This is a genomic window from Stenotrophomonas maltophilia group sp. LNF247 (genome assembly GCF_054083135.1).
The window spans coordinates 45,381-71,221 of record NZ_JBSRQL010000014.1; the positions used below are offsets into that span (position 1 = coordinate 45,381).

Annotated in this window: 19 protein-coding genes and 1 other RNA gene; 13 read left to right on the forward strand and 7 right to left on the reverse strand. The window is 67.3% G+C overall.

Annotation, left to right across the window (positions count from 1 at the left end):
- Positions 1-109: 109 nt before the first annotated feature.
- On the reverse strand, positions 110-2,509 hold the full coding sequence (locus ACTXG9_RS14220; protein WP_456115507.1) for an autotransporter family protein: 2,400 nt from the start codon (positions 2,507-2,509) through the stop codon (positions 110-112).
- A gap of 338 nt (positions 2,510-2,847) precedes the next feature.
- Here ACTXG9_RS14220 and ACTXG9_RS14225 point away from each other — a divergent pair, with 338 nt between their 5' ends.
- Positions 2,848-6,075, forward strand: coding sequence for an autotransporter family protein (locus ACTXG9_RS14225; protein ID WP_111097823.1), 3,228 nt, complete (start codon positions 2,848-2,850; stop codon positions 6,073-6,075).
- Between the two features lie 195 nt (positions 6,076-6,270).
- Positions 6,271-8,280 (forward strand): acyltransferase family protein, encoded by a 2,010-nt coding sequence (locus tag ACTXG9_RS14230; RefSeq protein WP_456115508.1) that lies wholly within the window; start codon positions 6,271-6,273, stop codon positions 8,278-8,280.
- 100 nt (positions 8,281-8,380) lie between these two features.
- Here ACTXG9_RS14230 and ACTXG9_RS14235 read toward each other — a convergent pair whose 3' ends face one another.
- The 4 genes from ACTXG9_RS14235 to ACTXG9_RS14250 all read right to left on the reverse strand — a co-directional run bounded on the left by ACTXG9_RS14235 (position 8,381) and on the right by ACTXG9_RS14250 (position 12,509).
- Entirely contained in the window at positions 8,381-9,766 is a 1,386-nt protein-coding gene (locus tag ACTXG9_RS14235) for an FAD-linked oxidase C-terminal domain-containing protein (protein WP_207049918.1), read from the reverse strand.
- The gene (locus tag ACTXG9_RS14240) at positions 9,763-10,344 is read right to left on the reverse strand and encodes a metal-dependent hydrolase (RefSeq protein WP_021204563.1); all 582 of its coding nucleotides are present in this window, start codon (positions 10,342-10,344) and stop codon (positions 9,763-9,765) included. Before ACTXG9_RS14240 ends, ACTXG9_RS14235 begins: the two co-directional genes overlap by 4 nt.
- 85 nt (positions 10,345-10,429) lie before the next feature.
- On the reverse strand, positions 10,430-10,798 hold the full coding sequence (locus ACTXG9_RS14245) for a YraN family protein (RefSeq protein ID WP_031270824.1): 369 nt from the start codon (positions 10,796-10,798) through the stop codon (positions 10,430-10,432).
- Positions 10,788-12,509, reverse strand: a complete 1,722-nt coding sequence (locus ACTXG9_RS14250; protein WP_019661062.1) for a penicillin-binding protein activator — start codon at positions 12,507-12,509, stop codon at positions 10,788-10,790. Before ACTXG9_RS14250 ends, ACTXG9_RS14245 begins: the two co-directional genes overlap by 11 nt.
- Positions 12,510-12,590: 81 nt before the next feature.
- Here ACTXG9_RS14250 and rsmI point away from each other — a divergent pair, with 81 nt between their 5' ends.
- Positions 12,591-13,409, forward strand: a complete 819-nt coding sequence (rsmI, locus tag ACTXG9_RS14255; protein WP_019661063.1) for a 16S rRNA (cytidine(1402)-2'-O)-methyltransferase — start codon at positions 12,591-12,593, stop codon at positions 13,407-13,409.
- Positions 13,410-13,564: 155 nt separating this feature from the next.
- Positions 13,565-13,916: RNase P RNA component class A (rnpB, locus tag ACTXG9_RS14260), an RNA gene on the forward strand.
- Positions 13,917-14,005: 89 nt separating this feature from the next.
- Here the strand turns inward: rnpB and ACTXG9_RS14265 are convergent.
- Positions 14,006-14,485 (reverse strand): DM13 domain-containing protein, encoded by a 480-nt coding sequence (locus ACTXG9_RS14265; RefSeq protein WP_111098020.1) that lies wholly within the window; start codon positions 14,483-14,485, stop codon positions 14,006-14,008.
- Positions 14,486-14,840: 355 nt separating this feature from the next.
- Entirely contained in the window at positions 14,841-15,593 is a 753-nt protein-coding gene (locus ACTXG9_RS14270) for an NRDE family protein (RefSeq protein ID WP_111098018.1), read from the reverse strand.
- Between the two features lie 323 nt (positions 15,594-15,916).
- Between ACTXG9_RS14270 and mraZ the strand changes: the two genes are divergently transcribed.
- From mraZ to murG, 9 genes are read left to right on the forward strand one after another with little or no spacing between them, the layout of a single operon-like run.
- Positions 15,917-16,363 carry a division/cell wall cluster transcriptional repressor MraZ gene (mraZ, locus tag ACTXG9_RS14275; RefSeq protein ID WP_004143635.1) on the forward strand — a complete coding sequence of 149 codons (447 nt, stop codon included), beginning with the start codon at positions 15,917-15,919 and terminating at the stop codon, positions 16,361-16,363.
- Between the two features lie 14 nt (positions 16,364-16,377).
- On the forward strand, positions 16,378-17,346 hold the full coding sequence (gene rsmH / locus ACTXG9_RS14280; protein ID WP_012479154.1) for a 16S rRNA (cytosine(1402)-N(4))-methyltransferase RsmH: 969 nt from the start codon (positions 16,378-16,380) through the stop codon (positions 17,344-17,346).
- Positions 17,343-17,606 carry a cell division protein FtsL gene (gene ftsL / locus ACTXG9_RS14285; RefSeq protein ID WP_005412242.1) on the forward strand — a complete coding sequence of 88 codons (264 nt, stop codon included), beginning with the start codon at positions 17,343-17,345 and terminating at the stop codon, positions 17,604-17,606. Before rsmH ends, ftsL begins: the two co-directional genes overlap by 4 nt.
- Positions 17,603-19,447 carry a peptidoglycan D,D-transpeptidase FtsI family protein gene (locus ACTXG9_RS14290; RefSeq protein WP_019661067.1) on the forward strand — a complete coding sequence of 615 codons (1,845 nt, stop codon included), beginning with the start codon at positions 17,603-17,605 and terminating at the stop codon, positions 19,445-19,447. Before ftsL ends, ACTXG9_RS14290 begins: the two co-directional genes overlap by 4 nt.
- Positions 19,444-20,952: a UDP-N-acetylmuramoyl-L-alanyl-D-glutamate--2,6-diaminopimelate ligase gene (locus ACTXG9_RS14295; RefSeq protein ID WP_207049920.1), complete on the forward strand. Its 1,509-nt coding sequence runs from the start codon at positions 19,444-19,446 to the stop codon at positions 20,950-20,952. The genes ACTXG9_RS14290 and ACTXG9_RS14295 overlap by 4 nt, the downstream gene beginning before the upstream one ends.
- Positions 20,949-22,343 (forward strand): UDP-N-acetylmuramoyl-tripeptide--D-alanyl-D-alanine ligase, encoded by a 1,395-nt coding sequence (locus ACTXG9_RS14300; RefSeq protein ID WP_134731232.1) that lies wholly within the window; start codon positions 20,949-20,951, stop codon positions 22,341-22,343. The genes ACTXG9_RS14295 and ACTXG9_RS14300 overlap by 4 nt, the downstream gene beginning before the upstream one ends.
- The gene (gene mraY, locus ACTXG9_RS14305) at positions 22,333-23,418 is read left to right on the forward strand and encodes a phospho-N-acetylmuramoyl-pentapeptide-transferase (RefSeq protein WP_019661070.1); all 1,086 of its coding nucleotides are present in this window, start codon (positions 22,333-22,335) and stop codon (positions 23,416-23,418) included. The genes ACTXG9_RS14300 and mraY overlap by 11 nt, the downstream gene beginning before the upstream one ends.
- Position 23,419: 1 nt before the next feature.
- A complete protein-coding gene (gene ftsW / locus ACTXG9_RS14310) occupies positions 23,420-24,745 on the forward strand; it encodes a putative lipid II flippase FtsW (RefSeq protein WP_456115509.1) in 1,326 nt (441 codons plus the stop codon).
- Positions 24,742-25,830: an undecaprenyldiphospho-muramoylpentapeptide beta-N-acetylglucosaminyltransferase gene (murG, locus tag ACTXG9_RS14315; protein ID WP_111098015.1), complete on the forward strand. Its 1,089-nt coding sequence runs from the start codon at positions 24,742-24,744 to the stop codon at positions 25,828-25,830. Before ftsW ends, murG begins: the two co-directional genes overlap by 4 nt.
- The last annotated feature ends 11 nt before the right edge of the window (positions 25,831-25,841 follow it).

The window sequence follows — 25,841 nt, forward strand, 5'->3', positions numbered from 1 at the left end:
TCATCGCGATCTGATCGATGCAGTCGAGCATGGCTCGACTCTACAAAGGCGTCGCGCCGGGCAAAAGAGAATGGCGCCGGAAACATCCGGCGCCGTCTTTTCAATTACCTTACCAGCGGTACGACATGCTCAGATTGGCCGTCGCTTCGCGATACCCGTGGTCACCACGCATCACACCAAATCCACCCCAGGCACTCAGCCCGGAACGGAAATCCACACGCGCGCCGGCATTCAACTCGTAGCGGTTGCGCGGCACGCTGGCCTTCAGCGCTTCATCATCGAACGCCATACCGTTACTGGCACCGTCGCGGTACCAGTTGGCCACCACATACGGGCTGACCGACGCACCGGCGGCACTGCGGCCTTCGCCCTGCAGGCGCAGGCCCACGCGGCCGGACAGGCCGCTGTCGCCCAGGCTGCGCACCACCGTGCCGTTGGTTTCCTCGTGGCGATCGGTGCTGGCGTCGGTGTAGATCAGCTGCAGTTCCGGCTGCAGGCTCAGCGCGGTGCTGCCGATCTGGCCGATGCCGAAGCGGTAGCCCGCTTCCAGCGACGACTGCCAGATGTCCGAGTCGTAGCGCTCTTCGGCCAGGCCTTCGCCCTGCACGCGGTTGCGGAACTGGCCGCGCTGCACGCTGGCATCCACATACAGCGCATCGTTGCTCCAGTTACCGTACACGCCCAGCGCACCGCCGTTGACCTTGCCGCGTGCGCTGTAGCCGGTCAGCTGCGAACGCGAAGTGGCATCGGACTTGGCCAGCGTGCCCATCACGCCCACGCGGCCCTGGCCGCTGTCGAACACACCGATGTCCGCACCCAGCTGCAGGCGCGAGCGGTCCACGCGCAGGTCCAGCTGGTCTTCCACGGCAGACAGTTTGCTCTGCGTGCCGTCCACGCGGGCCCAGCCACGCACGCCGTCAACGGCGGAGGTGTTGCCGCCCTGGCGGTCGCGCCAGCCGTGGCGCAGCAGCTGGTCCATCGCGAACTGGTTGGCCAGGTAGGCGCCGGCTTCCGGGCGCAGCACCGGCGTGGGGTCAACCGGATCGACCGGGTCCACCGGATCGACCGGCGTGCACTCCGGCAGTGTGGGATCCACCACGCACGGGTCCGGCGTGCCGGCCAGCTCCGAGCGCAGGTACCAGCCGCCGTTGGTCGCATCCTTGAACAGGAAGTACTCGTACTGCCCGCCCACCGCACGGCCCTGCAGGTCGAACTGTGCATTGGACGCACCGCCCACGCGGATCAGTTCGATGCCCTTGTCGGTCTTCGCGCCCGCACCACCGGCATTGAGCACGCGCACGTTGGCCTGGCCGTTGGCATCGCCCTTGATGATCAGCCTGTCGGTGGCCGAGCTGTCGTCACCCAGCTGGGTGTTGAACAGCAGGGTACCGCCGGCACCGTCGAAGGTATCCACGGTGAGCGTGTTGAACGTGCTGCCATTGCCGAGTGCCACCGTGCCGGTGCTACCCAGCGCCAGGTGGCCGACGTTGCTGTCGCCGGTCATCAGCCAGGTGCTGTCGCTGTCGATGCTGGCCGAGGTGACGTTGAGGAAGCGGCCGTCGATCTGCGCCTTGTTGCGCAGGATGATGTCCAGCGTGCCATTGGTGACCGTGGCTGGGTCGAGGGTCACGTTGCCGGCCAGCCGGGAATCATCAACGGTGAAGATGACGTTGGTACGTGCGGTGCTCGCGGCGGTGGGGGCCTGCACCAGCAGTAGGTTGCCATCGCCACCGATCAGCTTTGAATCGTTGGCCACATTGATTTCGTAAGTACCCTCCAGGCCCGGCATGACCCGTATCGCCGCGCCGCGCCGCGACTGCAGGCTGGAGTCATTGATGTTGAGGCGAATGGGGGCCGTGGCGCCGGGAACCAGCGACCAGAGCATGACACCGACATTGGCCGCGAGAATCTGCGAGCCGTTGACGATGTCCGCCTGCCCTCTCTGCAAGCGCACTCCCAATCCACTGTTGTACTCGGCTGCACCGGGGGCTTCGGCCACTTGGATTCGGGTGTTGTCGAGAATCGCCTGCGGCGAGCCGCTACCTGTGCCGGACAGCGATCTGTCGAGATCGACACCAATGGAACTGGCTGCGCCTACCGGAATGTCGGCGGAGTCTAGAACGATATGGTTGTCCACCAGATGTACTTGGGACGAATCACTGATGCTGATACCGCCGCGGAAGATGGTGCCTTGCGCCTCCAGCAATGACGCGCCCAGCAGCTGGACCGAGAGCGCATCAGCGCCGCTCTGGTTGATCACCGCGCGCGCCATGTACAGGGTGGAGTCCATGGCCTGGATGCGTTGCGTCTCACCGCCGAGCACCCTCAGCCGTGAGTCATTGCGCAACGTCCAGGCTTCGATCGGATCGCCGGGACCGACATCGGCACGCTGATTGTCCAGATCTCCTGCGAATACAGCAGCTGCAGGTGCTACCGCCACGGCAAGCAGCAGGCCGCGTGCCAGCGGGCGGAGGCAGGGAAGAGAAGTGCGGGGCCGATCTAGACGCATGGTCTGGTCCTCTACAAGGGAGACGGATGGGACACTGCACTGCCACTGCGGTTGCCGGCCCCCTGTTCAGGCGGGTGACGTATACGCCGCGACCGCGTGAAGGCTGAGTGATGGGTCGATGGCGACAATGCGTGTCTCGAATGGGGTGCAGTTTCGGCTGCTGCCGTCTCTGTTCCCATGCAATTAGTTGCAAAGCGTGCTTGCATCCCCTGCTCTGGGTGGCGCCCGTTCAGACAGTGCTTCAGCTGCGGCAATGAGCCGCACCGGCATTGCAACGCATTCGATGTTGGATTGCCCCGCAGATGCCGAACATGGCGCTCCTTTCATGGAGAGCTGTCATGCACCTACCGTATTCGCGTTGCCGCCTGTACTCGGCACTGGCCCTCGCGCTGGCCATCGTTTCGCCAGCGATGGCGCAGCAGGTCGTTGCCGATGGCGATGAGCAGAACCCAGCGGCCGGCGACTACGCCACGACCGAGCCGGTCGAGCCCGGCAATCCGGCCGGTCATGCGTTCCTTGCCGTAAACGGCGGCACCATCATTCCAGCCGGCGAGGTCAATCTGCGCACCGACGGGCTGCGTGCCGCCGCCGCACGGGCTGAGGGCGTGGGCAGCAGCATCCAGCTCAACGGCGGGCAGGTCATGACCACCGGCCGGGGCGCGGCGGGTCTATCGGCATCCGCCGGGGGGCACGTTCAGGCCGTTGGTACGCGCATCGAGACGTCGGGAACCACCTCGCACGGCGCTGAGTCGCTCGCCGGGCGCATCCAGTTGGAGCGTGTGGATATCGTCACCCGTGGCGGACTGTCACACGGAGTGACAGTCCGCGACGGCGAGGCGCAGATCCATGACAGCACCATCACCGTCCACGGAAGCCAGTCCAATGGTCTTGAGGCTGTTGGCGGAACGCTCCAGGCAGAACGCGTCCGCATCGAAGTAGGCAGCAGCGGGCAGGGACTGTGGGCAGAGGGCAGCAGCGATGTGACGCTGCGTTCGGTCCAGATCAACGGCAGTGGTGCAGGTGCCTCGGGCGTGTTGGCGGGCCTGGGCAGCAAGGTGTTGCTGGAAGATGTGGACATCAATCTCACCCACGAACGCTCGGGCATGGGCTTGTTCGTAGGAGGAGAGCTTGAGATGCGTGGCGGCAGCGTCCATGTGCGCGGAGACAACGCCAGTGCTGTCAGCTTCGCCGCCGGTGGAGGCGGTGTGCTGCGGCTGATGGGAGTGGAGCTGTCCGGTCACTACGGCATCCATATGACCGAAGGTGCTGACCTGACCCTCCAGAACAGTCAACTCGACAGTGTTTCGACGGGCATCAACATGAACCAGCGCGATGTCGTGGCGAAGGTGACCGGCTCCTCGATCACCACCCAGAACGGCGTCGGCATGTTGGTGGAGAACGGAGACCTGATGGTCGAAGGTTCGACCATTACCTCCGATGGCATCTATTGGCAGGCGATCTCGGTGCTGGGCGGCACCGCTCACGTCACCTCCAGCCGCTTGCGCACTCTCGGCCAGAACGGTCATGGCCTGTATGCAGAAGGCGCGGCGGGTGTTCGTCCGGTCGCAACTGCCAGCGAGATCGACATCCTGACCGAGGGCCCGGGCGCCGTTGGCGCGATCGCGCGCCTGGGCGGCACCGTGCATCTGGCCGACAGTGTCGTGCGCACCACCGGCGTCAACTCACACGGTGTGCTGTCTGGCGGCACCGGCGAAATGACGCTGAACAACACCCACGTGCGCACCGAAGGCGAAGGCGCATGGGCAGCGGTGATCAATGACAACGGTCGTATGCAAATCGATGGCGGTTCGCTGGTGAGCGCCCAGCATGGCGGTGTATGGCTGCGCAGCAGCCGCGACCCGGGCCTGACCCTGTCCAACGGCGCGGTGGTATCGGGCGGCAATGGCATCGCGCTGGCACTGGATGCCGCAGTGGCCGGACGTTTCGATGTTGCACTGGGCGGAGGCTCGCAGATGGTGGGCGACATCGTCATCACCCCGGAGGACGAGGACGCAGGCCTGCCACCACAGTCGAATGTGCATGTGCGGCTGGCGGATGGGTCGCTGTGGCAGGGCAGTTCCGACCTGGTGCAGACGATGGCGATCGAGAGCGGCAGCCAGTGGACACTGAGCGGTGATGCCACGGTAGGCGAACTTCAGGTGCTCAACAGTGGCGTGGCACTGTCTGACGGCAGTGGTCGCTTCAATACGCTCACCGTGGACGGCGACCTGCACAGCGAAGGGGCCACGTTCCTGTTCCAGGGCGCGCTGGCCGGCGATGACAGCGCGATGGATCGCCTGCACGTGCGCGGCGATACCTCCGGCGATGCGCTGATCGCGGTGAAGAACATCGGTGGGGTGGGTGCGCAGACAAAGGATGGCATCCAACTGATCGAGATCGACGGTGCATCACTGGCGAGCTACGCACTGAGCGGCCGCGCGGTGGGCGGATCGTACGAGTACTTCCTGTTCCAGGGCGGCCTGGCGGATCCTGCCGATGGCAACTGGTACCTGCGTTCTCAGTGGTTCGATGTCTGCAAGGACAACCCGGCTGCGCCGGGATGCGTGGTCGATCCGGGTCCGGATCCGATCGACCCGACGGATCCCGTCGATCCGGTGGATCCAATCAACCCGATCCTGCCTCCGCCGGTGCTGCGCCCGGAAGCTGGTGCCTATCTGGCAAACCAGTCGGCAGCCATCAACATGTTTTCCCATCGTCTGAACGACCGTATCGGGGCCGTATCGCTGGATGAAGGCCGTGCCGCGTGGGCGCGTGTGGGCCGGCAGCAGGCGGACTTCAGCGCGGTCGGCGGTCAGCTGTCGATCGACGGCAACACCTCGGTGCTGCAGATCGGCAGTGACCTGGTTCGCCGAGGCAATGCAGCGTTCGGCGTGATGTTGGGCACGGGGCGTGCTGACAGCAGTGCAGTGTCCGATCTGACCGGCTACAGCGCCAAGGGGCGGGTGCGTGGCAGCGCGGTGGGTGTGTACGGCACCTGGTTGCAGGCGGCTGACGGCACGCAGGGCGCGTACATGGATGCGAACCTGCAGTACGGCCGCTTCGATAACCGGGTGCAGGGCATCGGCCTGGCGCCGGAGCACTACGATTCGCGCATGGCCAGTGTGTCGCTGGAGGCCGGCTACACCTTCAACGTGTGGCAGGGCAGCGCCAGCGCACTGTATGTGCAGCCGCAGCTGCAGCTGAGCCATGTCGATTTCCGCGCTGATCGCCACGTGGAGAGCAACGGCACGGTGATCGACCATGCCGACGCCGGTGGCCTGAGCGGGCGCCTGGGCGTGCGTGTGTTTGGCCATGGCACTGCAGCCGGCAATATCGTACAGCCGTACCTGGGTGTGAGCTGGCTGCGTGGCAGCGGCACCAGCACGTTGCAGTTCAACGGTGACATGCTGGGCGCGGACGTGCCGCGCAACCGCTACGAGGTGCAGGCCGGTGCCGAGCTGAAGCTGGGCCAGCGCTGGGGTGCGTGGGGTGGCCTGACCGTGCAGCGCGGCGACCACGGTTACCGCAACGTGGGCGGCCAGCTGGGCCTGCGCATGGCCTGGTAAGCGGGCGTGCTGCGGGGTCGGATCCCATTGCCTGGGCAATGGGCTCTGACCCCTCGGCTGCTGCCGTAGAGCCGAGCCTACGCTCGGCTCATCGCGATCTGAACGAAGAGCAGCCGAGCATGGCTCGGCTCTACAATCGCGCCGATCCGGGACTGGACCTGAACGTTGTCCACGTCTGTCGCGATCGTCCATTGAATGACTGCGCAAACGGTGGCGATGCTGCCGGATCGCTCGCTGCCGGTCACCCGCATGTCCCCTCCCGAACGTTCCCACAATGCGGCCATTGACGGCCTGCGCGCATTGGCGGTGCTGGCCGTCATCCTGTTCCACACCAATGCGGCATGGCTGCCCGGCGGCTTCACCGGTGTGGACCTGTTCTTCGTGGTGTCCGGCTTCGTGATCAGCCAGTCGCTGGCGTCGCGTGCCAACGCATCACTGGGCGCACTGCTGCTCGACTTCTACCGTCGACGCGTGCTGCGCCTGTTGCCGGCGCTGCTGGTAATGCTGATGGCCACCTTCGTGCTGTCGGCGCTGTTCATTCCCCGCGCGTGGCGCAACGAGCAGTTCGACCAGACCGGCTGGGCCGCGCTGGTCGGCTTCAGCAACATCGTGCTGGCTGGGCAGCAGGACGACTATTTCTCACCCGGCGCCGAACTCAACCCGTTCCTGCACACGTGGACGCTGGGTGTGGAGGAGCAGTTCTACCTGGTCTTCCCGCTGCTGTTCTTCGTCTGGCTGCGCGGGCGTGAGCGCTGGCCGTGGTCGCGTTGGCTGTTGCCGGTGCTCACCGCGCTGTCGCTGGCGTGGGCAGGTTGGCAGGCGCAATCGGCACCGGCGGCAGCGTTCTATCTGCTGCCTGCGCGGTTCTGGGAGCTGGCCGCAGGCGCGCTGCTGTACCAATGGATGCGCACGCGCACGCCGGGCCAGAACGCTGACATGGTCGCAGTGGTCGGTCTGGCGCTGCTGGCCGCAGGTGCGCTGATCGCACCGCAGCTGGCGATGCCGGTGCCGGGCGTGCTGGCCACCGTGGCCGGTACCCTGCTGCTGTTGGCGAGCGTGTCGACAGCGGGGTCATCGCGCATCGCCCGCGCGCTGGGCTGCGCACCGCTCGCCTACCTGGGGCGCTTGTCCTATTCGCTGTACCTGTGGCATTGGCCGTTGCTGGTGCTGCTGCGCTGGACCTACGGTCTGCAGGGAGCGGCACTGTGGCTGTACCCGGTGCTGCTGCTGGCGGTATCCGCCGCGTCCTACCACTTCATCGAACGTCCGCTGCGCCGTGCAGGGCTGGCACCGGCCAAGGTGCTGGCGATGGCGTTGCCGGTGGTGGCGCTGTGTGGCGCGGGTGCCTGGGCCACCGTGGAGTACCACGAGCAGGTCTCGCTGAGCGTTACCCGTGACGGCTATGCATGGCAGGCGCGGCGCTACCCGGCATGGCGTCCGCTGGAGCCGGTGAGCGCGCCGGCGCTCGAAGGGCGGCGGCTGTTCGTGGTGGGGGATTCGCATGCGGCGGCCTATCGCACGATGACCAGCATGGTGGCGCGCCAGACCGGCATGGAGGTGCGTCAGGATGATCGTGGCGGCTGCAGCTTCGTCAATCTGCTGCGGGCCAGCCCGTCCGACTGCCAGGCATTCATCGAGCACGCGCTGTCGACCATCGAGCGCGAGGCGCGCCCCGGTGACTTCGTGCTGCTGGCGGCATTGCGCATGCCGGAGCTGCGTGGATTCGACTGGCAGCGGCAGGATGCACAGGAAATCTATCGTCAACTGCTTGCCGAGCGCACCCCGACCAATGCGCAGGCCGCGCGTGATGAGGCTGATCGTGTTCTTGGACGTCTGCAGAAGCTGGGCGTGCATGTGGTTTTGGATGCACCACTGCCGTTGTTCAAGGCCGGTGCGTACCGCTGTTCGGACTGGTTCAACCGCCGCAACCCGGCTTGTGCCGGGGGCCTGAGCATGCCGCGCGCTGATCTGGAGAGGCTGCGAGCGCCGCAGATGGCGTTGCTGTCCGAACTGGCAGCGCGCTATCCATCGCTGACGGTGTGGGATCCACTGCCGCTGCTGTGTGGGCCGCAGACCTGTTCGGCCGTGGAAGAGGGCGGACCGTTGTTCTTCGACAACGATCATCTGAGTGGGCACGGTAATCGCGTGCTGCTGCCCAGTTTCCGGCAGACCCTGATCGATATTGCGAACGACAAGCCTTTGTAGAGCCGAGCCCACGCTCGGCTGCTCTTCGTTCCGCAGGCGGGAAGTCCGCGCTGCGCGCGGTGAGCCGGGCATGGCTCACCGCTACAGGAGTGCGCGCGGTCTACACCGGCGGCAGCACCTTGCCCGGGTTGAGAATCCCATCCGGGTCCAGCGCGGCCTTGATCGCACGCATCGTCACCAAGGTAGCCGGGGTGAAGGCCTGCGCCATGAAATCGCGCTTGGCCAGGCCGATGCCGTGCTCGCCCGACAGCGTGCCGCCCAGTGCCAGGGTCAGCTCGAAGATCTTCGGCAGCGCGGCATGCGCGCGCGCGTTTTCGTCGGCATCCTCCGGATGGTAGAGGATGTTGACGTGCAGGTTGCCGTTGCCGGCATGGCCGAAGGTGACGATGGTGAGTCTGTAGTCACGCGCCAATGCCTGCACGCCAGCCACAAGCTCTGGAATGCGCGACACCGGCACCACCACGTCTTCATTGATCTTGCCGGGCGCGACGGTGCGCAGTGCCGGCGACAGTGCCTTGCGCGCGGCCCACAGCTGGTCGCGTGCACGGCCTTCCATCGCCACGTCCAGTTCGATCATGCCGTCGCCTTCAGCGGCGCTGGCCAGTGCCTGCAGCAGATAGGGCAGGGTGTCGTGGTCACCATCGGCTTCCACCAGCAGCATCGCACCGGCCTCCGGCACGTCCGCACCGTTGAGACGCAGCAGCTCAAGGCTGCGCGCGTCCATGAATTCCAGGCGCGTGGGTACCACCGGCTGCGACATCAGGCGTGACACTGCGGCGGCGGCCGCATCGGCGTCGCGGTACAGCACGCGCAGTCCGGCCTGGCTGACCGGCAGCGGGGTGAGCTTGAGGGTGGCTTCCACGATCAGCGCCAGCGTGCCTTCGCTGCCCACCAGCAGGTGGGTGAGGTCGTAGCCGGTGGAATCCTTGGTGTAGGCACCACCGCAGCGGATCACCTCGCCGGTGCCGGTCACCGCCACCAGACCCAGCACGTTGTCGCGGCTGGTGCCGTACTTCACCGCGCGTGGGCCACCGGCATTGCAGGCCAGGTTGCCACCCACGCTGCAGATCTCCGCGCTGGACGGGTCCGGCGCCCAGAACAGGCCATGCGGGGCCAGCGCCTGCTGCAGGGTTCCATTGAGCACGCCCGGCTGCACCACCGCGCAGCGATCACCGGCGCGGATCTCCACGATGCGGTCCATGCGGGTGAACGACAGCACGATGCTGCCCGGCAACGGCACGGCCGCGCCGGTGGTGCCGGTGCCCGCGCCGCGCGCGACCAGTGCCACGCCATGCGCACGGCAGGCACGCACCAGCGCCTGCACCTGTTCGATGCTGGCGGGCAGCGCGACGGCGGCAGGGCGCTGGTGGCGCCACGAGTTGTCCTGTGCGTTCGCCTCCAGCGCGTTGTCATCCATGCGCCAGCCATCGGCACCCAGCAGGGCGGACAGTTCGGCAACCAACGCGGCGGGCAGGACAGTACTCATGATGGATCTCGCGGGACAGCAGGGGCGGGTTGGATCAGTTTCCATGCAACAACGGCGCCGGCCAGCGGCAGCCACACCCAGCGCAGTTCAGAGAGCAGGGTGGCGATGCCGCGCGCGCTGAAGAACTGGGGCGCGAACGGTGACACGCGGATGGGGCGCCACGGCGCGAAGAAGCGGTGTTCACTCCACGGCCAAGCCAGCGCGACGCCGAGGCCGCCGGAGGTCATCGCATCCAGCAGCGGATGGCTGGCGGCGCAGACGAAGACGAATACAGCGGCTTGTACGGTAGATGCCAACCTTGGTTGGCACACATCCGCCGACCAAGGCCGGCGACTACCAAAGAACGCCCACACCGCGGCCAGCACCGCCAACACCCCGGCAAACAACAACGAATGGCTGGCACCGCGATGGCCGAACGCATCGGCATAGGGAATGTGCAGGGCAAAGGCCAGTACATCGGCATCGGGCAGCATCGCCGCGACCACACCCGCAGCGAGCAACCACGCAGGAATGCGGCCACGATCCGCGGCGCACCACAGCGCCAACGGCACAGCGGCATGGGTGATGATCGAAGGCATCAGTCACGTACCATGGTAGTGCCGGCCGTGGTCCGGCTGCAGGTCCGACGGGTAGTGCCGGCCGCTGGCCGGCAAAGAGTAGCCATCAGGAGTCATCCAATCGGAACGCATCGCGCAGCCAGTGCAGCTGCGGCGGCTCGCCGGTGGCTTCCACCACATCGAAACGGCACGGCGCATCGGCCAGCGCGGGATTGTCCTGCAGGTACAACAATGCGGCATGTGCCAGGCGCCGACACTTGCGCACATCCACCGAGGCCGCGCCGCCACCGAAATCGGATCGCGCGCGATAGCGCACTTCCACGAACACCACGGTGCCGGCATCGTCCATCACCAGGTCCAGTTCACCGCCGCGATAACGCACGTTGCGCGCACGCGGCCGCAGTCCGGCCTGTTGCAGATGCTGCTCGGCGGCGGCTTCCACCGCCGAGCCACGTTGGCTGCGCTCAGCGACCACCGACGATCGGCATCGGCCGGCCGCCATTGAAGGTCGACCAGGCCGGCTGGCGCAGGATGTTGCCATTGCTGTCCAGGAACAGGGTGCCGGTGGCACCGTCCAGGCCGCCTTCGTTGGACAGCTTGTCCAGGTAGGCGGTGATCTTCCAGGCATCGGCGCCGAAGGCGAACAGGCGGCCGGCCGCACCGCGTGCGCTGGGCAGGGTGCTGGCGACCTGGCTGGCCGAGGGCAGGCCGGACACGCTGCGCACGTTCCAGGCTTCGTTCGGGTAGACGATGCCGTCCAGCGCCACGTCTTCTTCCACCTTGCCGCTGCCGACGGTCAGCTGCGAAGTGCCAACGCGGGTGGCGCCACCGGCACCGGCCAGCGCCAGCTGCGGCGCCAGCAGGCGGGCCTGCGGCGCGCGCACGGCGAGGAACACGGCATCGACCTGGCCGGCATTGCGCACCTGCGCACCGACATCGCCAACCGCGTCGCTGACGCCGACGGTAGCCACCACCTGGCCACCACGCTGGGCGAAGCGCTGGGCGAAGGCGGCGGCGGCACGGCGGCCGGTATCGTCGGCGCTGTTGATCACCAACGCCTTGCCGCGCTCGCGGCCGCGCAGATATTCGGCAGCGACGATGCCGTCGTCTTCCGGTGCCAGCGAGAAGCCGGCGCTGCCGGCCGGCGGCGCGTCCTTGCCACGGTTCAGGGCCAGCACCGGCACCTGCAGCTGCTGGCGGCCATAGACCGCATCCACTTCGTCGCGGCCCAGCGGGCCGACCACGAAGTCGGCGCCGGAGGCGACGGCCTTGTCATAGGCGGCCAGCGCACCGGCCGGGGTACCGGCGGTGTCGATGAAGTTGATGTCCGGGCGGCGGCGGGTCTCGCCGTAGTACGCGGCCAGCAGGCCATCACGCACCGGCTGCGCGGCGGTGGCCAGGCGGCCGCTGAGCGGCAGCAGCACGGCCAGCTTGGCCGGCGGGCGGTAACCGTCGCTCATCGCCGGCGGGCGCTTGCTGGTGTCGAACTGGGCGGCGCCATCGCGGTCGAACGGGCGCGGCAGCGGCAGGCCGCGCGCGATCAGTGCGCGGCCGGCGAAGTTGTACAGCGGGTCGTTGGCCGGCAGGGCAGCGGCACGGCTGCGCAGGGTGGCATCGTCAAGCGTACCGAGCAGACCGGCGATGGCGGCCTGGTTCTCGCTGCGCGCGCTGCCGGTCAGGCTGGCGTGGGCGCGGGCGCGCTCGGTGGCGGCACCGAAGGCATCGCCGGTGCCCTGCAGCGCGTTGGCGCGGGCTACGTGCCAGCGCGTGCGCAGCGCGGGGAAGACGTTGTCGCCCTGTTCCTTCAGCAGGGCCAGGGCCTGCGCCGGCTGCTTGTCGGCCAGTGCCAGCTCGGCGCCGGTCAGCTGGTAGCGCTGCAGGCTGGCGCCGGACAGCTGGCGGGCGGTGAGCTGGCCAAGCAGGCTGCGCGCGCGGGCACTGTCGCCGGCCAGGTGCCAGGCCCAGGCGGCATCGGCCAGGGCGTTGCTGCGGGCGCCACCTTTCAGGGTTGCGGCCAGCGCTTCCAGCTGCAGGGCGGCGTCGCGCGGTTTGCCTTGTTCGATCAGCGCCAGCGCCTGGCTCTGGGCCGGCGATTCGGGCGCGCTGGTCAGGCTGGTGGTGGCACAGCCGGCCAGCAGCATCAGCGACAACGACAGGGCGGAGATCCGTGCGGCGGGCTTGTTCATGATCGGGTCCATGCGATGAGGGCAGCGGCCTTGGCCGGGTACACGCTACGATTCTACCCTTGCCCCGTGAGTACCGCTGAAATGAGTGTTCCAACCCTGTACGTCGTCGCCACCCCGATCGGCAACCTGGCCGATCTGAGCCCGCGCGCGCAGGAGGTGCTGCGTTCGGTGGCGGCCATCTGTGCCGAGGACACCCGCCGCAGCGGCCAGCTGCTGTCCCATTTCGGCATCCAGCAACCGCTGGTGGCCCTGCACGAACACAATGAAGAGGCCCTGGCGCAGCGCCTGGTTTCGCGATTGCAGGCCGGCGAGTCGCTGGCGCTGGTCAGCGATGCCGGTACCCCGCTGGTCAGCGACCCCGGTTTCCGCCTGGTGCGTGCCGCGCGCGCGGCGGGTATCAAGGTCAGCCCGGTGCCCGGTGCCTGCGCCGCCATCGCCGCGCTGAGCGTGGCCGGCCTGCCCAGCGACCGTTTCAGCTTCGAGGGTTTCCTGCCGGCCAAGGCCAGCGGCCGCCGCGACCGCCTGCAGGCGCTGGCCGGCGAAGTGCGCACGATGGTGTTCTACGAATCCTCGCACCGTATCGCCGAGTCGCTGGCCGACATGGCGGCGATCTTCGGCGGCGAGCGCCCGGCGGTGCTGGCCCGCGAGCTGACCAAGCTGTTCGAGACCGTGCTCGACGGTGACCTGGCCGGCCTGTTGGCGAAGGTGGAAGCTGACGAGAACCAGCGCAAGGGCGAGTTCGTGGTGATGGTGCAGGGCGCCGGCGACGATGAGGAAGCGCAGCTGGCGCATGGCCGCCGCGTCTACGCCAAGCTGAGCGAGCATCTGCCGCCGTCGACCGCTGCAAAGCTGGCCGCGGAACTGACCGGCGCACCGCGCAAGGCGTTGTACGGCAGTTGATGGATCGTGCGGACCAAGGTCCGCACCCACCAGAGCGGAATCCGCACCCACCAGGGCAGCGGCATCGGTAGATCCACGCCACGCGTGGATGGATGAACCGGACGCCGCGATCGGCACGGCAGGAAAGGCGTGCGTACGCTAGAATGCGCGCTGGCGGAGTCGGCCAGACAGTCGCGTCATCCCTTCGGGGGTGCCGAGGAAAGTCCGGGCTCCATAGGGCAAGGTGCCAGGTAACGCCTGGGCGGCGCAAGCCGACGGAAAGTGCAACAGAAAGATACCGCCTACGTCTTCTTCGGAAGGCCGGTAAGGGTGAAATGGTGCGGTAAGAGCGCACCGCGAGTCTGGCAACAGACCGGCACGGCAAACCCCACCTGGAGCAAGACCAAATAGGGATCCTTTGGCGCGGCCCGCGTTGGATCCGGGTAGGTTGCTTGAGCGTTGCGGTGACGTAACGCCTAGAGGAATGACTGTCCACGACAGAACCCGGCTTATCGGCCGGCTCCGCCTCTTTCTTACGGTAGGCCGAGCATGGCTCGGCTCTACAGTAGAGCCGAGCCATGCTCGGCTGCTCTTCGCCCAGATGCTTGGGATGTTGTTCAACCCGGCGTGCGGTACTGCCCGGCGGAAATGAACTGCTCGAACCGTTCGCACCACACCACTACGGTGGTGTAATCGTCCACGTTGACGCTTTCAGGCACGTCCACCAGGAAACGGTTGAAGGTCTTCACCTCGCCGATGCGCTGGGCCTGTGCCTTGATCTTCAGGAAATCGGCCTTGTTGTCGACGAAGTCACGGACCAGGTACACCTTGTAATCCGGACCCGGACCCATCTTGCCGTCGAACGCGACCTGGCGCGGGCTGACGCTGACGTTGCCTTCCGCCCAATGCACCGCATCACTGCCCTTGAGGTCTCGGCGAAACGTGGTGCGGTAGGGGGCCTCATCCATGGCGGCCTGCACCTGCGCGACTGGTGGATCATCGGGGGCGATCAGGATCGGCAGGAAGTAGACGCCCAGGCCGAAGCCCAGGCCGAGGGCGAGCAGGTGGGTGGCGAGCAGGATGAGGATGCGGCGCATGGGGCCTCCTTGGGGTTGCGGTCGATCGCGCGGCGGGGTGCCGGGCGCGACCACCCTGGGAGGTCAGGGCCGACATTTATAGACACAGTGCCGAATGCGAAAAGGGCACAGTGGGCGGGCTGCGATACCGAGCCCCTGTGGCACGGGCGGATCGCGGTCGCGGCTGGAAGCTGAATGACGTTTCAGGCCCGTTGCGATGACGGCTGCCGTCGCGTGGATCGCGACAGCGCGCTGTGGGTAGTGCCGGCCGCTGGCCGGCAGCTTCATGGCGAATCCGAGCATCCAAAGGTTGCCGGCCAGCGGCCGGCACTACCCCGCTGGCAAGAGAATCCGCCCAGTGGCCGGGACGGCCGGGTCAGAAAATGACGTGGCTTTGTCCGCTCGGTGCACCCTGCGGGCCGAAACGGCGTTCGTGGATCTCGCCGTGGCCGTCGGCATCGATCAGCAGCACCGTGCTGGCGCGGGTGCCATAGTCGTCGCCGCGGATGAAGGCCGGGCTCAGCCAGCGCTCGCGTTCCAATCCGATGCCGGTGTCGGGCAGGTCGCTGTCGGCGGGGCGATGTTCGTCCGCCAGGGCGGCCCAGAGCGGGGTCAGGTCCTCATCGCCGGCCTCGAACCAGGCTTCAAGCGCAGCCATCAGCCGCCGGGTCTTCGGCCAGGGCGCGTCCAGCGCGCCGTTGGACATGCCATGCACGCCCGGGCCCAGGCGCTGGCGCTCGGCGGGGTGGTTGCCCAGGTACTCCAGGCTGTCGCCATCGGCCAGCAACAGGTTGAAGGGCGCATACGCGCCCGCCACGGTCGCCAGCCGGTCGATATGCACGGCGGCCGGGTCGCGGCCGCGCAGGAAGTCGGCCACCAGCGCACCCCGTGAAGGACCGGTCTGTGCGGCCAGCGGGTCGCGGACATTGGTGACCACAGCCATGCGTCCACCCGCACCGACGCCGGCCCAGCCGCCGCCGGAGCGCAGGTCGCGCCCCCCGATGACGGAGGTCTCATCTTGCCAGGGGGCCAGCGCCGCTGTCGGGCGGGCGTGGAACTCATCACGGTTGCCGGTCATCACCAGCCGCCAGCGCGGGTGGTGCATCCAGCCAAGAGCGAGCAGGCACATGGCCTCATTGTGCACGGTTTGCGCAGTCTGGCGCCGCTTCCTGCCCGTCCCGGATGAATGCGCGAGCGATGTTTCACGCTCTGTCCACACCCCTGAACTTCCGTTCAATCTCAAAAATTGAGACGGATCAGCAACTTGTGGATAAGGCTTGAACAATTCTCTAAAGGTCGTTGCAAGCCATTGATGCGGCTGGCGATTTCCCCGCTGAAAAGTTGTTGACAACCCTTCGGCCGCTGCTAAGGTGGGCATCAGAGGGAAATCCGGGTGTTTTGTGGGTTTTCGTGGTTCAATGTTTCACCGGGCGAAGGATAGGTGCACGCGTCGTGTTCCAGGGCGAGACGGCCATCACAGTTGACGATAAAGGGCGCATGGCGGTTCCCACCGCTTACCGCGACCTCGTCGCGCGCGCCAGCAACAACCGTCTCGTGCTGACCTACAACCCGTTCGAAGCCGGCTGCCTGTGGCTGTATGCAGAGTCGGAGTGGGAGCGGGTCCGCGACGACGTCATGTCCAAGCCCAACACCCAGCGCGTCGTGCGCCTGTTGCAGCAGAAGCTGGTCGGCTCGGCCGCCCATCTGGAACTGGACGGCAACGGTCGCATCAGCATCCCCGCCAGCCACCGCGGTGCGGTGGGCATTGAAAAGAAGGCGGTATTGCTCGGTATGGGCGACAAGTTCGAATTGTGGAGCGAGCAGGCGCATCGGGCCCTGATCCAGCAGACGTTGTCTGACGAGGATCTGGGTGATGGGTTGCTCGACCTGAAGTTGTGAGCCGGGGTGCCCGGATGCGCCCAGAAGCGCAGACCGGTCACCTTCCGGTGTCGCAGTCGCCGGCGGTGCACCTGCCGGTCCTGTACACCCAGGTCCTTGAAGGCCTGAGGGTGATCGAAAACGGACGTTATCTGGATGGCACGTTCGGTCGTGGCGGTCATGCACGTGGCGTGCTCACCCAGCTCGGTCCCGAGGGCCGCCTGCTGGTCATGGACAAGGATCCGGAAGCCATCGCCGTTGCCGAGCGCGATTTCGCGCCGGACCCGCGCGTGTCCATCTTCCGTGGCAGCTTCGCCCAGCTGCTGCAGTGGGATGCGACGGCCGAAGGCCTGGACGGCGTGCTGTTCGACCTCGGCGTGTCGTCGCCGCAGCTGGACGTGGCCGAACGTGGCTTCAGCTTCGGCAAGGACGGCCCGCTGGACATGCGCATGGATCCGGACAGTGGTGAAAGTGCCGCGCAGTGGATCAACCGCGTGGAAGAGCGCGAGATCGCCGATGTGCTGTGGACCTACGGCGAAGAGCGCCAGAGCCGCCGCATCGCCCGTGCCATCGTGGCCCGCCGTGAGAAGCAGCCCTTCTCCCGCACCGCCGAACTGGCCGAGCTGATCGCCTCGGTGATGCCGCGTGGAAAAGACAAGATCCACCCGGCCACGCGCAGCTTCCAGGCCATCCGCATCCACATCAACCGCGAGCTGGCCGATCTGGAGGCCGGGTTGGATGCCGCCGTCGAACGGCTCAAGCCCGGTGGCCGCCTGGCGGTGATCAGCTTCCATTCGCTGGAAGACCGCATCGTCAAGCAGTACATGAACCGCCTGGCCAAGGCGCCGCCGGCCAACCGCCGCCTGCCCGAGGCGGTCGCGTTCGTGCCGACGCTGGACCTGATCGGCGGTGCCATCAAGGCCACCGACGAAGAGCTGGCCGCCAACCCGCGTGCCCGCAGCGCCGTGCTGCGCGTGGCACAGAAGCGGGAGGCCGACGCATGAGCCGGTTGCTGCTGATCATCCTGCTGGCTTCCACCGTGGCCTCGGCGATCGGCGTCGTGTTCGTGCGTCATCGTCACCGGCAGACGTTCATCGAACTGTCGCGCGCCGAGCGCAAGCGCGATGACATCAACCTGGAGTTCGGTCGCCTGCAGCTGGAACAGGCCACCCTGGCCGAAGCCAACCGTGTCGATCGCATCGCCCGCGAGAAGCTCGGCATGAAGTTCCCCGAGGCCGCCGACATCGTGGTGGTGCGGCCATGAGCAAGACCGGCCGCAACCGCCCGCGCAACGCCTTCAACCTGCGCCAGCGCCTGCGCTGGGTCGCGCTGGCGCTCGGCCTGTGCTCGGTGTCGCTGGTCGGTCGTGCCGCCTACGTGCAGATCATCAACAGCGACTTCTACCAGCGCCAGGGCGAGGCCCGTTACCTGCGCGAGCTGCCGATCAAGACCTCGCGCGGCATGATCACCGACCGCAACGGCGAGCCGCTGGCGGTGTCCACCCCGGTCGCCTCGATCTGGGTCAATCCGCAGGACCTGCTGCGTTCGCCCGAGCGCATTCCGGAGCTGGCCCAGGCGGTCGGCATGTCTGTGGATGAGCTGAGCAGCCGCCTGTCGCAGAAGTCGGACAAGGAATTCATGTACCTGCGTCGCCGGATCAATCCGGACGAGGCAGAAAAGGTGGTCGCGCTGAAGATTCCGGGCGTGGCCGCGCAGCGCGAGTTCCGCCGCTTCTACCCGCAGGGTGAGGCGATGGCGCACGTGCTGGGCTTCACCAACATCGACGACCGCGGCCAGGAAGGCCTGGAGCTGGCGTTCGACGAATGGCTGCGCGGCAAGGCCGGTGCCAAGCGGGTGATCCGCAACCGCAAGGGCGAGACCGTCGAAAGCGATCTGCTGCGCGCCGCCGAACCGGGCAAGGACCTGACGCTCAGCATCGACCGCCGCATCCAGTACCTGGCGTTCAAGGAACTGCGCAACGCGCTGGTGGCCAACAAAGCGGCCGGCGGTTCGATGGTGATCATGGACGTGAACACCGGCGAGATCCTGGCCATGGTCAACCTGCCCACCTACAACCCGAATTCGCTGACCGGCGCGCTGCCCGATGCGCGCCGCAACCGTGCGGTGACCGACCTGGTCGAGCCGGGTTCGACGATGAAGCCGTTGACGATTGCCACGGCGCTGCAGGCTGGTGCGGTGACCAAGGACACCATCATCGATACCAACCCGGGTTACATGCAGGTGGCCCGCTTCACCATCCGCGACGTGCCGCGCAACAACGGCGTGCTGAACGTGACCGGCGTGATCACCCGCAGTTCCAACATCGGCGCGGCCAAGGTCGCGGCAAAGATGCCGGACCAGGTGTTCTATGACGGCGTGCGCCGTTTCGGCTACGGCTCGGTGCCGCACAGCGGGTTCCCGGGTGAATCCGGTGGCGTGGTGCGGCGCCCGGCCAACTGGGACGGTGCCACCAAGACCACCATGTCCTACGGCTACGGCCTGAACGTGACACCGCTGCAGATCGCCACCGCCTACTCGGCGCTGGCCAATGGCGGCAAGTTGATCGCGCCGACCTTCGTCAAGGGCCAGCGCAACGAAGCGCATCAGATCATCGACGAGAGCGTCGCCAGGCAGGTGGTGGCGATGATGGAAACGGTGGTCACCCAGGGCGGCGCCAAGCAGGCAGCAGTGCTGGGTTACCGCGTAGCCGGCAAGACCGGTACCGCGCGCAAGACCGGCCCGGGTGGTTACGAGCGTGGCCATTACAACGCGCTGTTTGCCGGTGTGGTGCCGGCCACCAACCCGCGCTTCGCCACCGTCATCGTCATCAACGATCCGCAGGCCGGCAAGTTCTACGGCGGCCTGGTGTCGGCGCCGGTCTATCACAACGTGATGGAAGGCACACTGCGCCTGATGGACGTGCCGCTGGATGACCTGCAGTCGTGGCTGGCCGCACAGCAGTCGGGCAAGGTCGGCCACTCGGCCTCGATCCTGCCCGCGCCGCCGGCCGAGACCGCGCTGCCGGTGGATGCCGCCGCTGAATTCGATGCTGCGCTGCCGAGCGCGCACGCCCAGACGCCCCCCGTTACGGGAGGCACGCAATGAGTCCTTCGATGTTGCTTTCGCAGTTGCTTCCGGACGTGGCCCTGGCGGGCCATGATCCCGTTCTGACCGGGCTGGCGCTGGACAGCCGCGCCGTGCGTCCCGGCAATGCCTTCGTCGCCATCGCCGGTTTCGGCGCGCATGGCCTGAACTTTGTCGAGCAGGCCCGCGCGGCCGGTGCCAGCGCCATCCTGTTCGAGCCCCCGGCACCGGCCGAACTGCCGGCGCCAGCCGATGCGATCGCCGTGCCGGGCCTGCGCGCACGCATGGGTGCGATGGCCGACCAGTTCCATGGCGCGCCGTCGCGGGCGATGGCGATGGTGGGCGTGACCGGCACCAACGGCAAGACTTCCACCGTGCAGTTGCTGGCCCAGGCCTGGCACCTGCTCGGAACGCCCAGTGGCAGTATCGGCACGTTGGGCGCCGGACTTTATGGTGCGGTCGAGCCGACCGGTTTCACCACGCCGCTGGTGCTGCAGATGCATGCGCTGCTGGCACAGCTGCGCGACGCCGGTGCGCGCGCGGTGGCGATGGAGGTCAGCTCGCACGCACTGGACCAGGGCCGCGTCGATGCCGTGCACTACGACGTGGCGGTGTTCACCAACCTCACCCGCGATCACCTGGATTACCACGGCGACATGGCCAGCTACGGCGCGGCCAAGGCGCGGCTGTTCCATCGCCCGGGCCTGAAGGCAGCGGTGATCAATCTGGACGACGCCTTCGGTCGCCAGCTGTTCGCCGTCCTGCCGGTGGGCGTGCAGCCGATCGGCCTGAGTTCGCGTGGTGCCAGCGATGCCAGCGTGCGCGCCGAAGCGTTGCAGCTGGATGGTCGTGGCATTGCGTTTGAACTGGTCATCGACGGCCAGCGCGCAGCCGTGCATTCGCCGCTGCTGGGCCGCTTCAATGTGGACAACCTGCTGGCGGTGGCCGGTACCCTGCATGCGCAGGGCCAGCCGCTGCCACGCATCGCCGAGGTGCTGTCGGCGCTGCAGCCGATCCGCGGCCGCATGAACCGCCTCGGCGGCGAGAATGGCCTGCCGACCGTGGTGGTCGACTATGCACATACCCCGGACGCGCTGGAGCAAGCGCTGGGCAGCCTGCATGGTCACCTGCAGGGTACGCTGTTCTGCGTGTTCGGCTGCGGCGGCGAGCGTGACACCGGCAAGCGTCCGCAGATGGCCGCGATCGCCGAGCGCCTGGCCAACCAGGTCATCGTCACCGACGACAATCCGCGTGGCGAAGACGGTGACGTGATCGTCGCCGACATCCTGGCCGGCTTCCAGAATGCCGATGTCGTGACCGTGCAGCGCAGTCGCGCGCGTGCGATCGGCCTGGCGGTGAAGCGTGCCGGTGCCGGCGACATCATCCTGATTGCTGGCAAGGGCCACGAGCCGTACCAGGAAGTGAACGGTGTGCGCCATGACTTCGACGACACCGAGGTGGCTGCCGCTGCACTGGCGGCCAAGGCCGGTGTACTAGAGGCGCAGGCCGGGGAGGGTGCCGCGTGAAGCGCACTCTGCTTTCGCTGATCGCCCACTGGGCCGGCGGTGAGATCCACGGCGACGACGTGGCCATCGACGCGGTCAGCAATGACACCCGCAGCCTCGGTCCGGGCAGCCTGTATGTGGCGCTGCGCGGCGAGCGCTTCGACGGCCATGACTTTGCCGCCGACGCACAGGTGCGCGGTGCCAGCGCGCTGCTGGTCGAGCGCCTGCTGCCGGTCGAGCTGCCGCAGGTGCTGGTGGCCGACAGCGAGCTTGCACTGGCGAAGATCGCCACCGGCATGCAGCGTGACCGGGACACCGAGGTGTTCGCGATCACCGGCAGCAACGGCAAGACCAGCGTGAAGAGCCTGCTGCTGTCGATCCTTCAGCAGGTGGCCCAGCACGCCCACAAGGTGGTCTACGCCAACCCGGGCAACCGCAACAACGAGATCGGCCTGCCGCTGGCGGTGATCGATGCGCCGGAAGATGCCGACTACGCCGTCTACGAGATGGGCGCCGGCAAGCCGGGTGATATCGCCTACCTGACCGAAATCGCCCGCCCGCGCTATGCCCTGGTCAACAACATCGCCCCGGCACACCTGGAACGCATGGGCAGCCTGCTTGGCGTGGCCGTGACCAAGGGCGCAATCTATGCCGCACTGCCGGCCGATGGCGTGGCGGTGATCAACGCCGACGATGCCTACGGCCGCTGGTTCGAACAGCATTTCGTCGGTACCCCGGCACGCTGCCGCGTGCTGCGCTACGGCCTGGAACATACTGCTGATGTGACCGCGCGCGACATCCGCGCAGGTGCGCAGGGCAGCCAGTTCACCCTGGTCTCGCCGGCCGGCGAGGCTCGCGTGGTGCTCGGCCTGCCGGGTCGCCACAACGTCAGCAATGCGCTGGCTGCCGCCAGCCTGGCGCTGTCCGCCGGTGTCGATCTGTCGCTGATCGCGGCTGGCCTGGCCGAGGCGCAGCCGGTACCGGGCCGCCAGATTGCCCATCTGCTGCGCAATGGCGCGGTGCTGGTGGACGACAGCTACAACGCCAATCCCGGTTCGCTGGCCGCGGCCATCGACGCCCTGGCCGCCGCGCCGGAAGAGGGCTGGCTGGTACTGGGCGACATGCGTGAGCTGGGTCCGGACGCCGGAGCGCTGCACGCGCAGGCCGGGCTCCGCGCGCGGTCGGCCGGCCTCAAGCGCCTGTATGCGCTGGGCCCGCTCAGCGCCGCTGCCGCTACCGCTTTCGGCGAAGGCGGCCGTCATTTCGCCACCCATGACGCGCTGTCGAAGGCGCTGAAGGACGAGCTGCACGCCGGCGTGCGCTGCCTGGTCAAGGGTTCCCGTGGCAGCGCCATGGACACGATTGTCAAAGCGCTGCTGGCGCAAGGAGAGGAATCCCCGCATGTTGTATGAACTGGCTCGATGGTTGCAGCAGTTGGAGAGCCTGTTCGGGCTGTTCAACTACCAGACGTTCCGCGCCATCCTTGCCGCGCTGACGGCCCTGTTCCTGTCGCTGTGGCTCGGCCCGGCGATGATCCGCAAGCTTGCCCAGTTCAAGGGCGGCCAGCCGATCCGCAAGGACGGCCCGCAGACCCATTTCTCCAAGGCCGGTACGCCGACCATGGGTGGCTCGCTGATCCTGCTGACCGTCACCCTGTCGGTGCTGATGTGGGCCGACCTGCGCAACCGCTACGTGTGGCTGGTGCTGGCAGTGATGCTGTGCTTCGGTGCCATCGGCTGGTATGACGACTGGATCAAGATCGTCCGCCGCGACCCGAACGGGCTGAAGTCGCGCTGGAAATACCTGTTGCAGTCGATCTTCGGCCTGGCTGCCGGCCTGTTCCTGTTCCATACAGCCGACGTGCCGGCAGCGCTGACCTTCTACATCCCGATGTTCAAGTCGGTGGCGCTGCCGCTGGCCGGCATCGGCTTCGTGGCGATCGCCTACTTCTGGATCGTCGGCTTCTCCAATGCGGTGAACCTGACCGACGGCCTGGATGGGCTGGCGATCATGCCGACCGTGCTGGTGGCCTGCGCGCTGGGCGTGTTCGCCTACGCCTCGGGCAACGTAGTGTTCGCCAACTACCTGCAGATCCCGCAGATCCCGGGGGCCGGCGAACTGGTCATCATCTGCGCGGCCATCGCCGGCGCGGGCCTGGGCTTCCTGTGGTTCAACACCTATCCGGCCATGGTGTTCATGGGCGACATCGGCGCGCTGGCGCTGGGCGCGGTGCTGGGCACCATCGCGGTGATCACCCGCCAGGAGCTGGTGCTGGTGATCATGGGCGGCGTGTTCGTCATCGAGACGCTGTCGGTGATGATCCAGGTGGCCTCGTTCAAGCTGACCGGCAAGCGCGTGTTCCGCATGGCGCCGATCCACCACCATTTCGAACTGAAGGGCTGGCCGGAGCCGCGCGTGATCGTGCGCTTCTGGATCATCTCCGTCGTGCTTGTGCTGATCGGCCTGGCCACGTTGAAGGTGCGCTGAGATGAACGACCTGTCCCGCCAGGCAACACGCCTTGAAGCCATCGAAGGCAGCTACGACAAGTGGCTGCTGGGCGCGATCATCGCGCTCACCGGCATTGGCGTGGTGATGGTGGCGTCCAGCTCGATCGCGCTGATGAGCAGCCCGTTCTACTACCTCAACCGCCACCTGATCTTCCTGGCGGTGGGTATCGTGCTGGCGGTGCTTGCCGCCCGTACCGAGCTGAAGTCCATCGAGCAGTACAACCAGATGCTGCTGCTGGGCTGCTTCGTGCTGCTGCTGGCGGTGTTCGCGCCGGGCCTGGGCAGCACGGTCAACGGTGCGCGCCGCTGGATCAACCTGGGCATCTCCAAGTTCCAGACGGTCGAGGCGGTGAAAGTGCTCTACATCGTCTGGCTGTCCAGCTACCTGGTGCGCTTCCGCGACGAGGTCAACGCGACCTGGCCGGCGATGCTCAAGCCGCTGGGCGTGGCCGGTGCGCTGGTGGTGCTGTTGCTGCTGCAGCCGGACTTCGGCTCGTCCACCCTGCTGCTGGCGATCACCGCCGGCATGCTGGTGTTGGGCGGGGTGAACATGCCGCGCATGTCGATGCCGGTGATCATCGGCCTGGTCGGCATGAGCGCCCTGGCGATCATCGAGCCGTACCGCATGCGCCGCATCACCTCCTTCCTGGACCCGTGGGCCGACCAGCAGGGCGACGGCTACCAGCTGTCCAACGCGCTGATGGCGGTGGGCCGTGGCGAGTGGACCGGCGTCGGCCTGGGCAACTCGGTGCAGAAGCTGTACTACCTGCCCGAAGCGCATACCGACTTCATCTTCTCGGTCACCGCCGAGGAATTCGGCTTCCTGGGCACCTGCGTGATCGTGGCCCTGTACGCGCTGCTGGTCGGCCGGACCTTCTGGCTGGGCATGCGCTGCGTGGAAATGAAGCGCCACTTCTCTGGCTACATCGCCTTCGGCATCGGCCTGTGGATCAGCATGCAGACCTTCGTCTCGATCGGCGTGAACCTGGGCATCCTGCCGACCAAGGGACTGACTCTGCCGCTGATTTCCTCCGGCGGTTCGTCGATGCTGATGACCTGCGTTGCGATGGGCCTGTTGCTGCGCGTGTCCTATGAACTCAAGCGTGCCGAGCGCCGCCAGGCCGTGCGTATCGGTGGTGCCGAAGACGCAGCTGCTGAGCCGGTGGGCGAGCCAGCCGTGCAGGTGGCCGCCAGCGCGCCGATCAGCGCCGGGGCGACGGCCGCAGCTCCAGCTCCAGCAAACGCCGCGCGCGGCACCAGCCGCCTTCAGTCGCGTATCGAACCGACCTTCGGGAGGCTGTCATGAGCGCGGCCACCGATAGCGTGCGCCCGGTGATGATCCTGGCCGGTGGCACCGGCGGTCACATCTTTCCCGGCCTGGCTGTGGCCCGCGTGCTGCGCGAGCGCGGCGTGCCGGTGACCTGGATGGGCGCCGACGGCGCGATGGAAACGCGACTGGTGCCGCAGCACGGCATTCCAATCGACACGCTGGCCATCACCGGCCTGCGCGGCAAGGGCAAGCTGGCCCTGCTGGGCGCGCCGTGGCGGCTGATGCGCGCGCTGCGCGCTGCCGGCATGATCATCCGCAAGCGCCAGCCGCGCGCGGTGGTCGCCTTCGGTGGCTTTGCCTCCGGCCCCGGTGGCATGGCCACCCGCCTGCACGGCCTCCCGCTGCTGGTGCACGAACAGAATCGCGCGCCCGGCATGACCAACCGCATCCTGTCGCGCTATGCGCGCCGCCTCCTCACCGGCTTCCCGGGTACCTTCGCCGAGCGTGAGGAGTTCGTCGGCAATCCGGTGCGCGCAGAGATCGCCGCCACCGCACCGCCGGAACAGCGCTTCGCCGACCGCCACGGACCGCTGCGCGTGCTGGTGGTTGGCGGCAGCCAGGGCGCGCGTGCACTGAACACCGGCGTGCCGCAGGCGATCGCCGCACTCGGCCCCGGCATTCCGGTACAGGTGCGCCACCAGAGTGGCGAGAAAATGCACGCCGAAGCGGTGGAGGCGTATGCAAAGGCCGGCGTGCTGGCCGACATCACGCCGTTCATCGCCGACATGGCCGAGGCCTTCGCCTGGGCCGACCTGGTGGTGTGCCGCGCGGGCGCTTCGACGCTGGCCGAGCTGTGCGCGGTCGGTGTCGGCAGTGTGCTGGTGCCATTCCCCGCTGCCGTCGACGATCACCAGACCCGCAATGCGGAGTATCTGGTCGAGCGCGGTGCTGCGGTTTTGCTGAAGCAGGACGGAACGCTGGCCGACGGCATTGCCGCACTGCTGCGCGATCTGTCCGAAAATCCCGCCCGCCGCATGCAGATGGCGCAAGCCGCGCGTGCCCTGGCCAAGGTCGATGCCGCCGAGCGCATCGCCGATATCATTCTTGAGGAAGCTGTATGAAGAAGGCATGC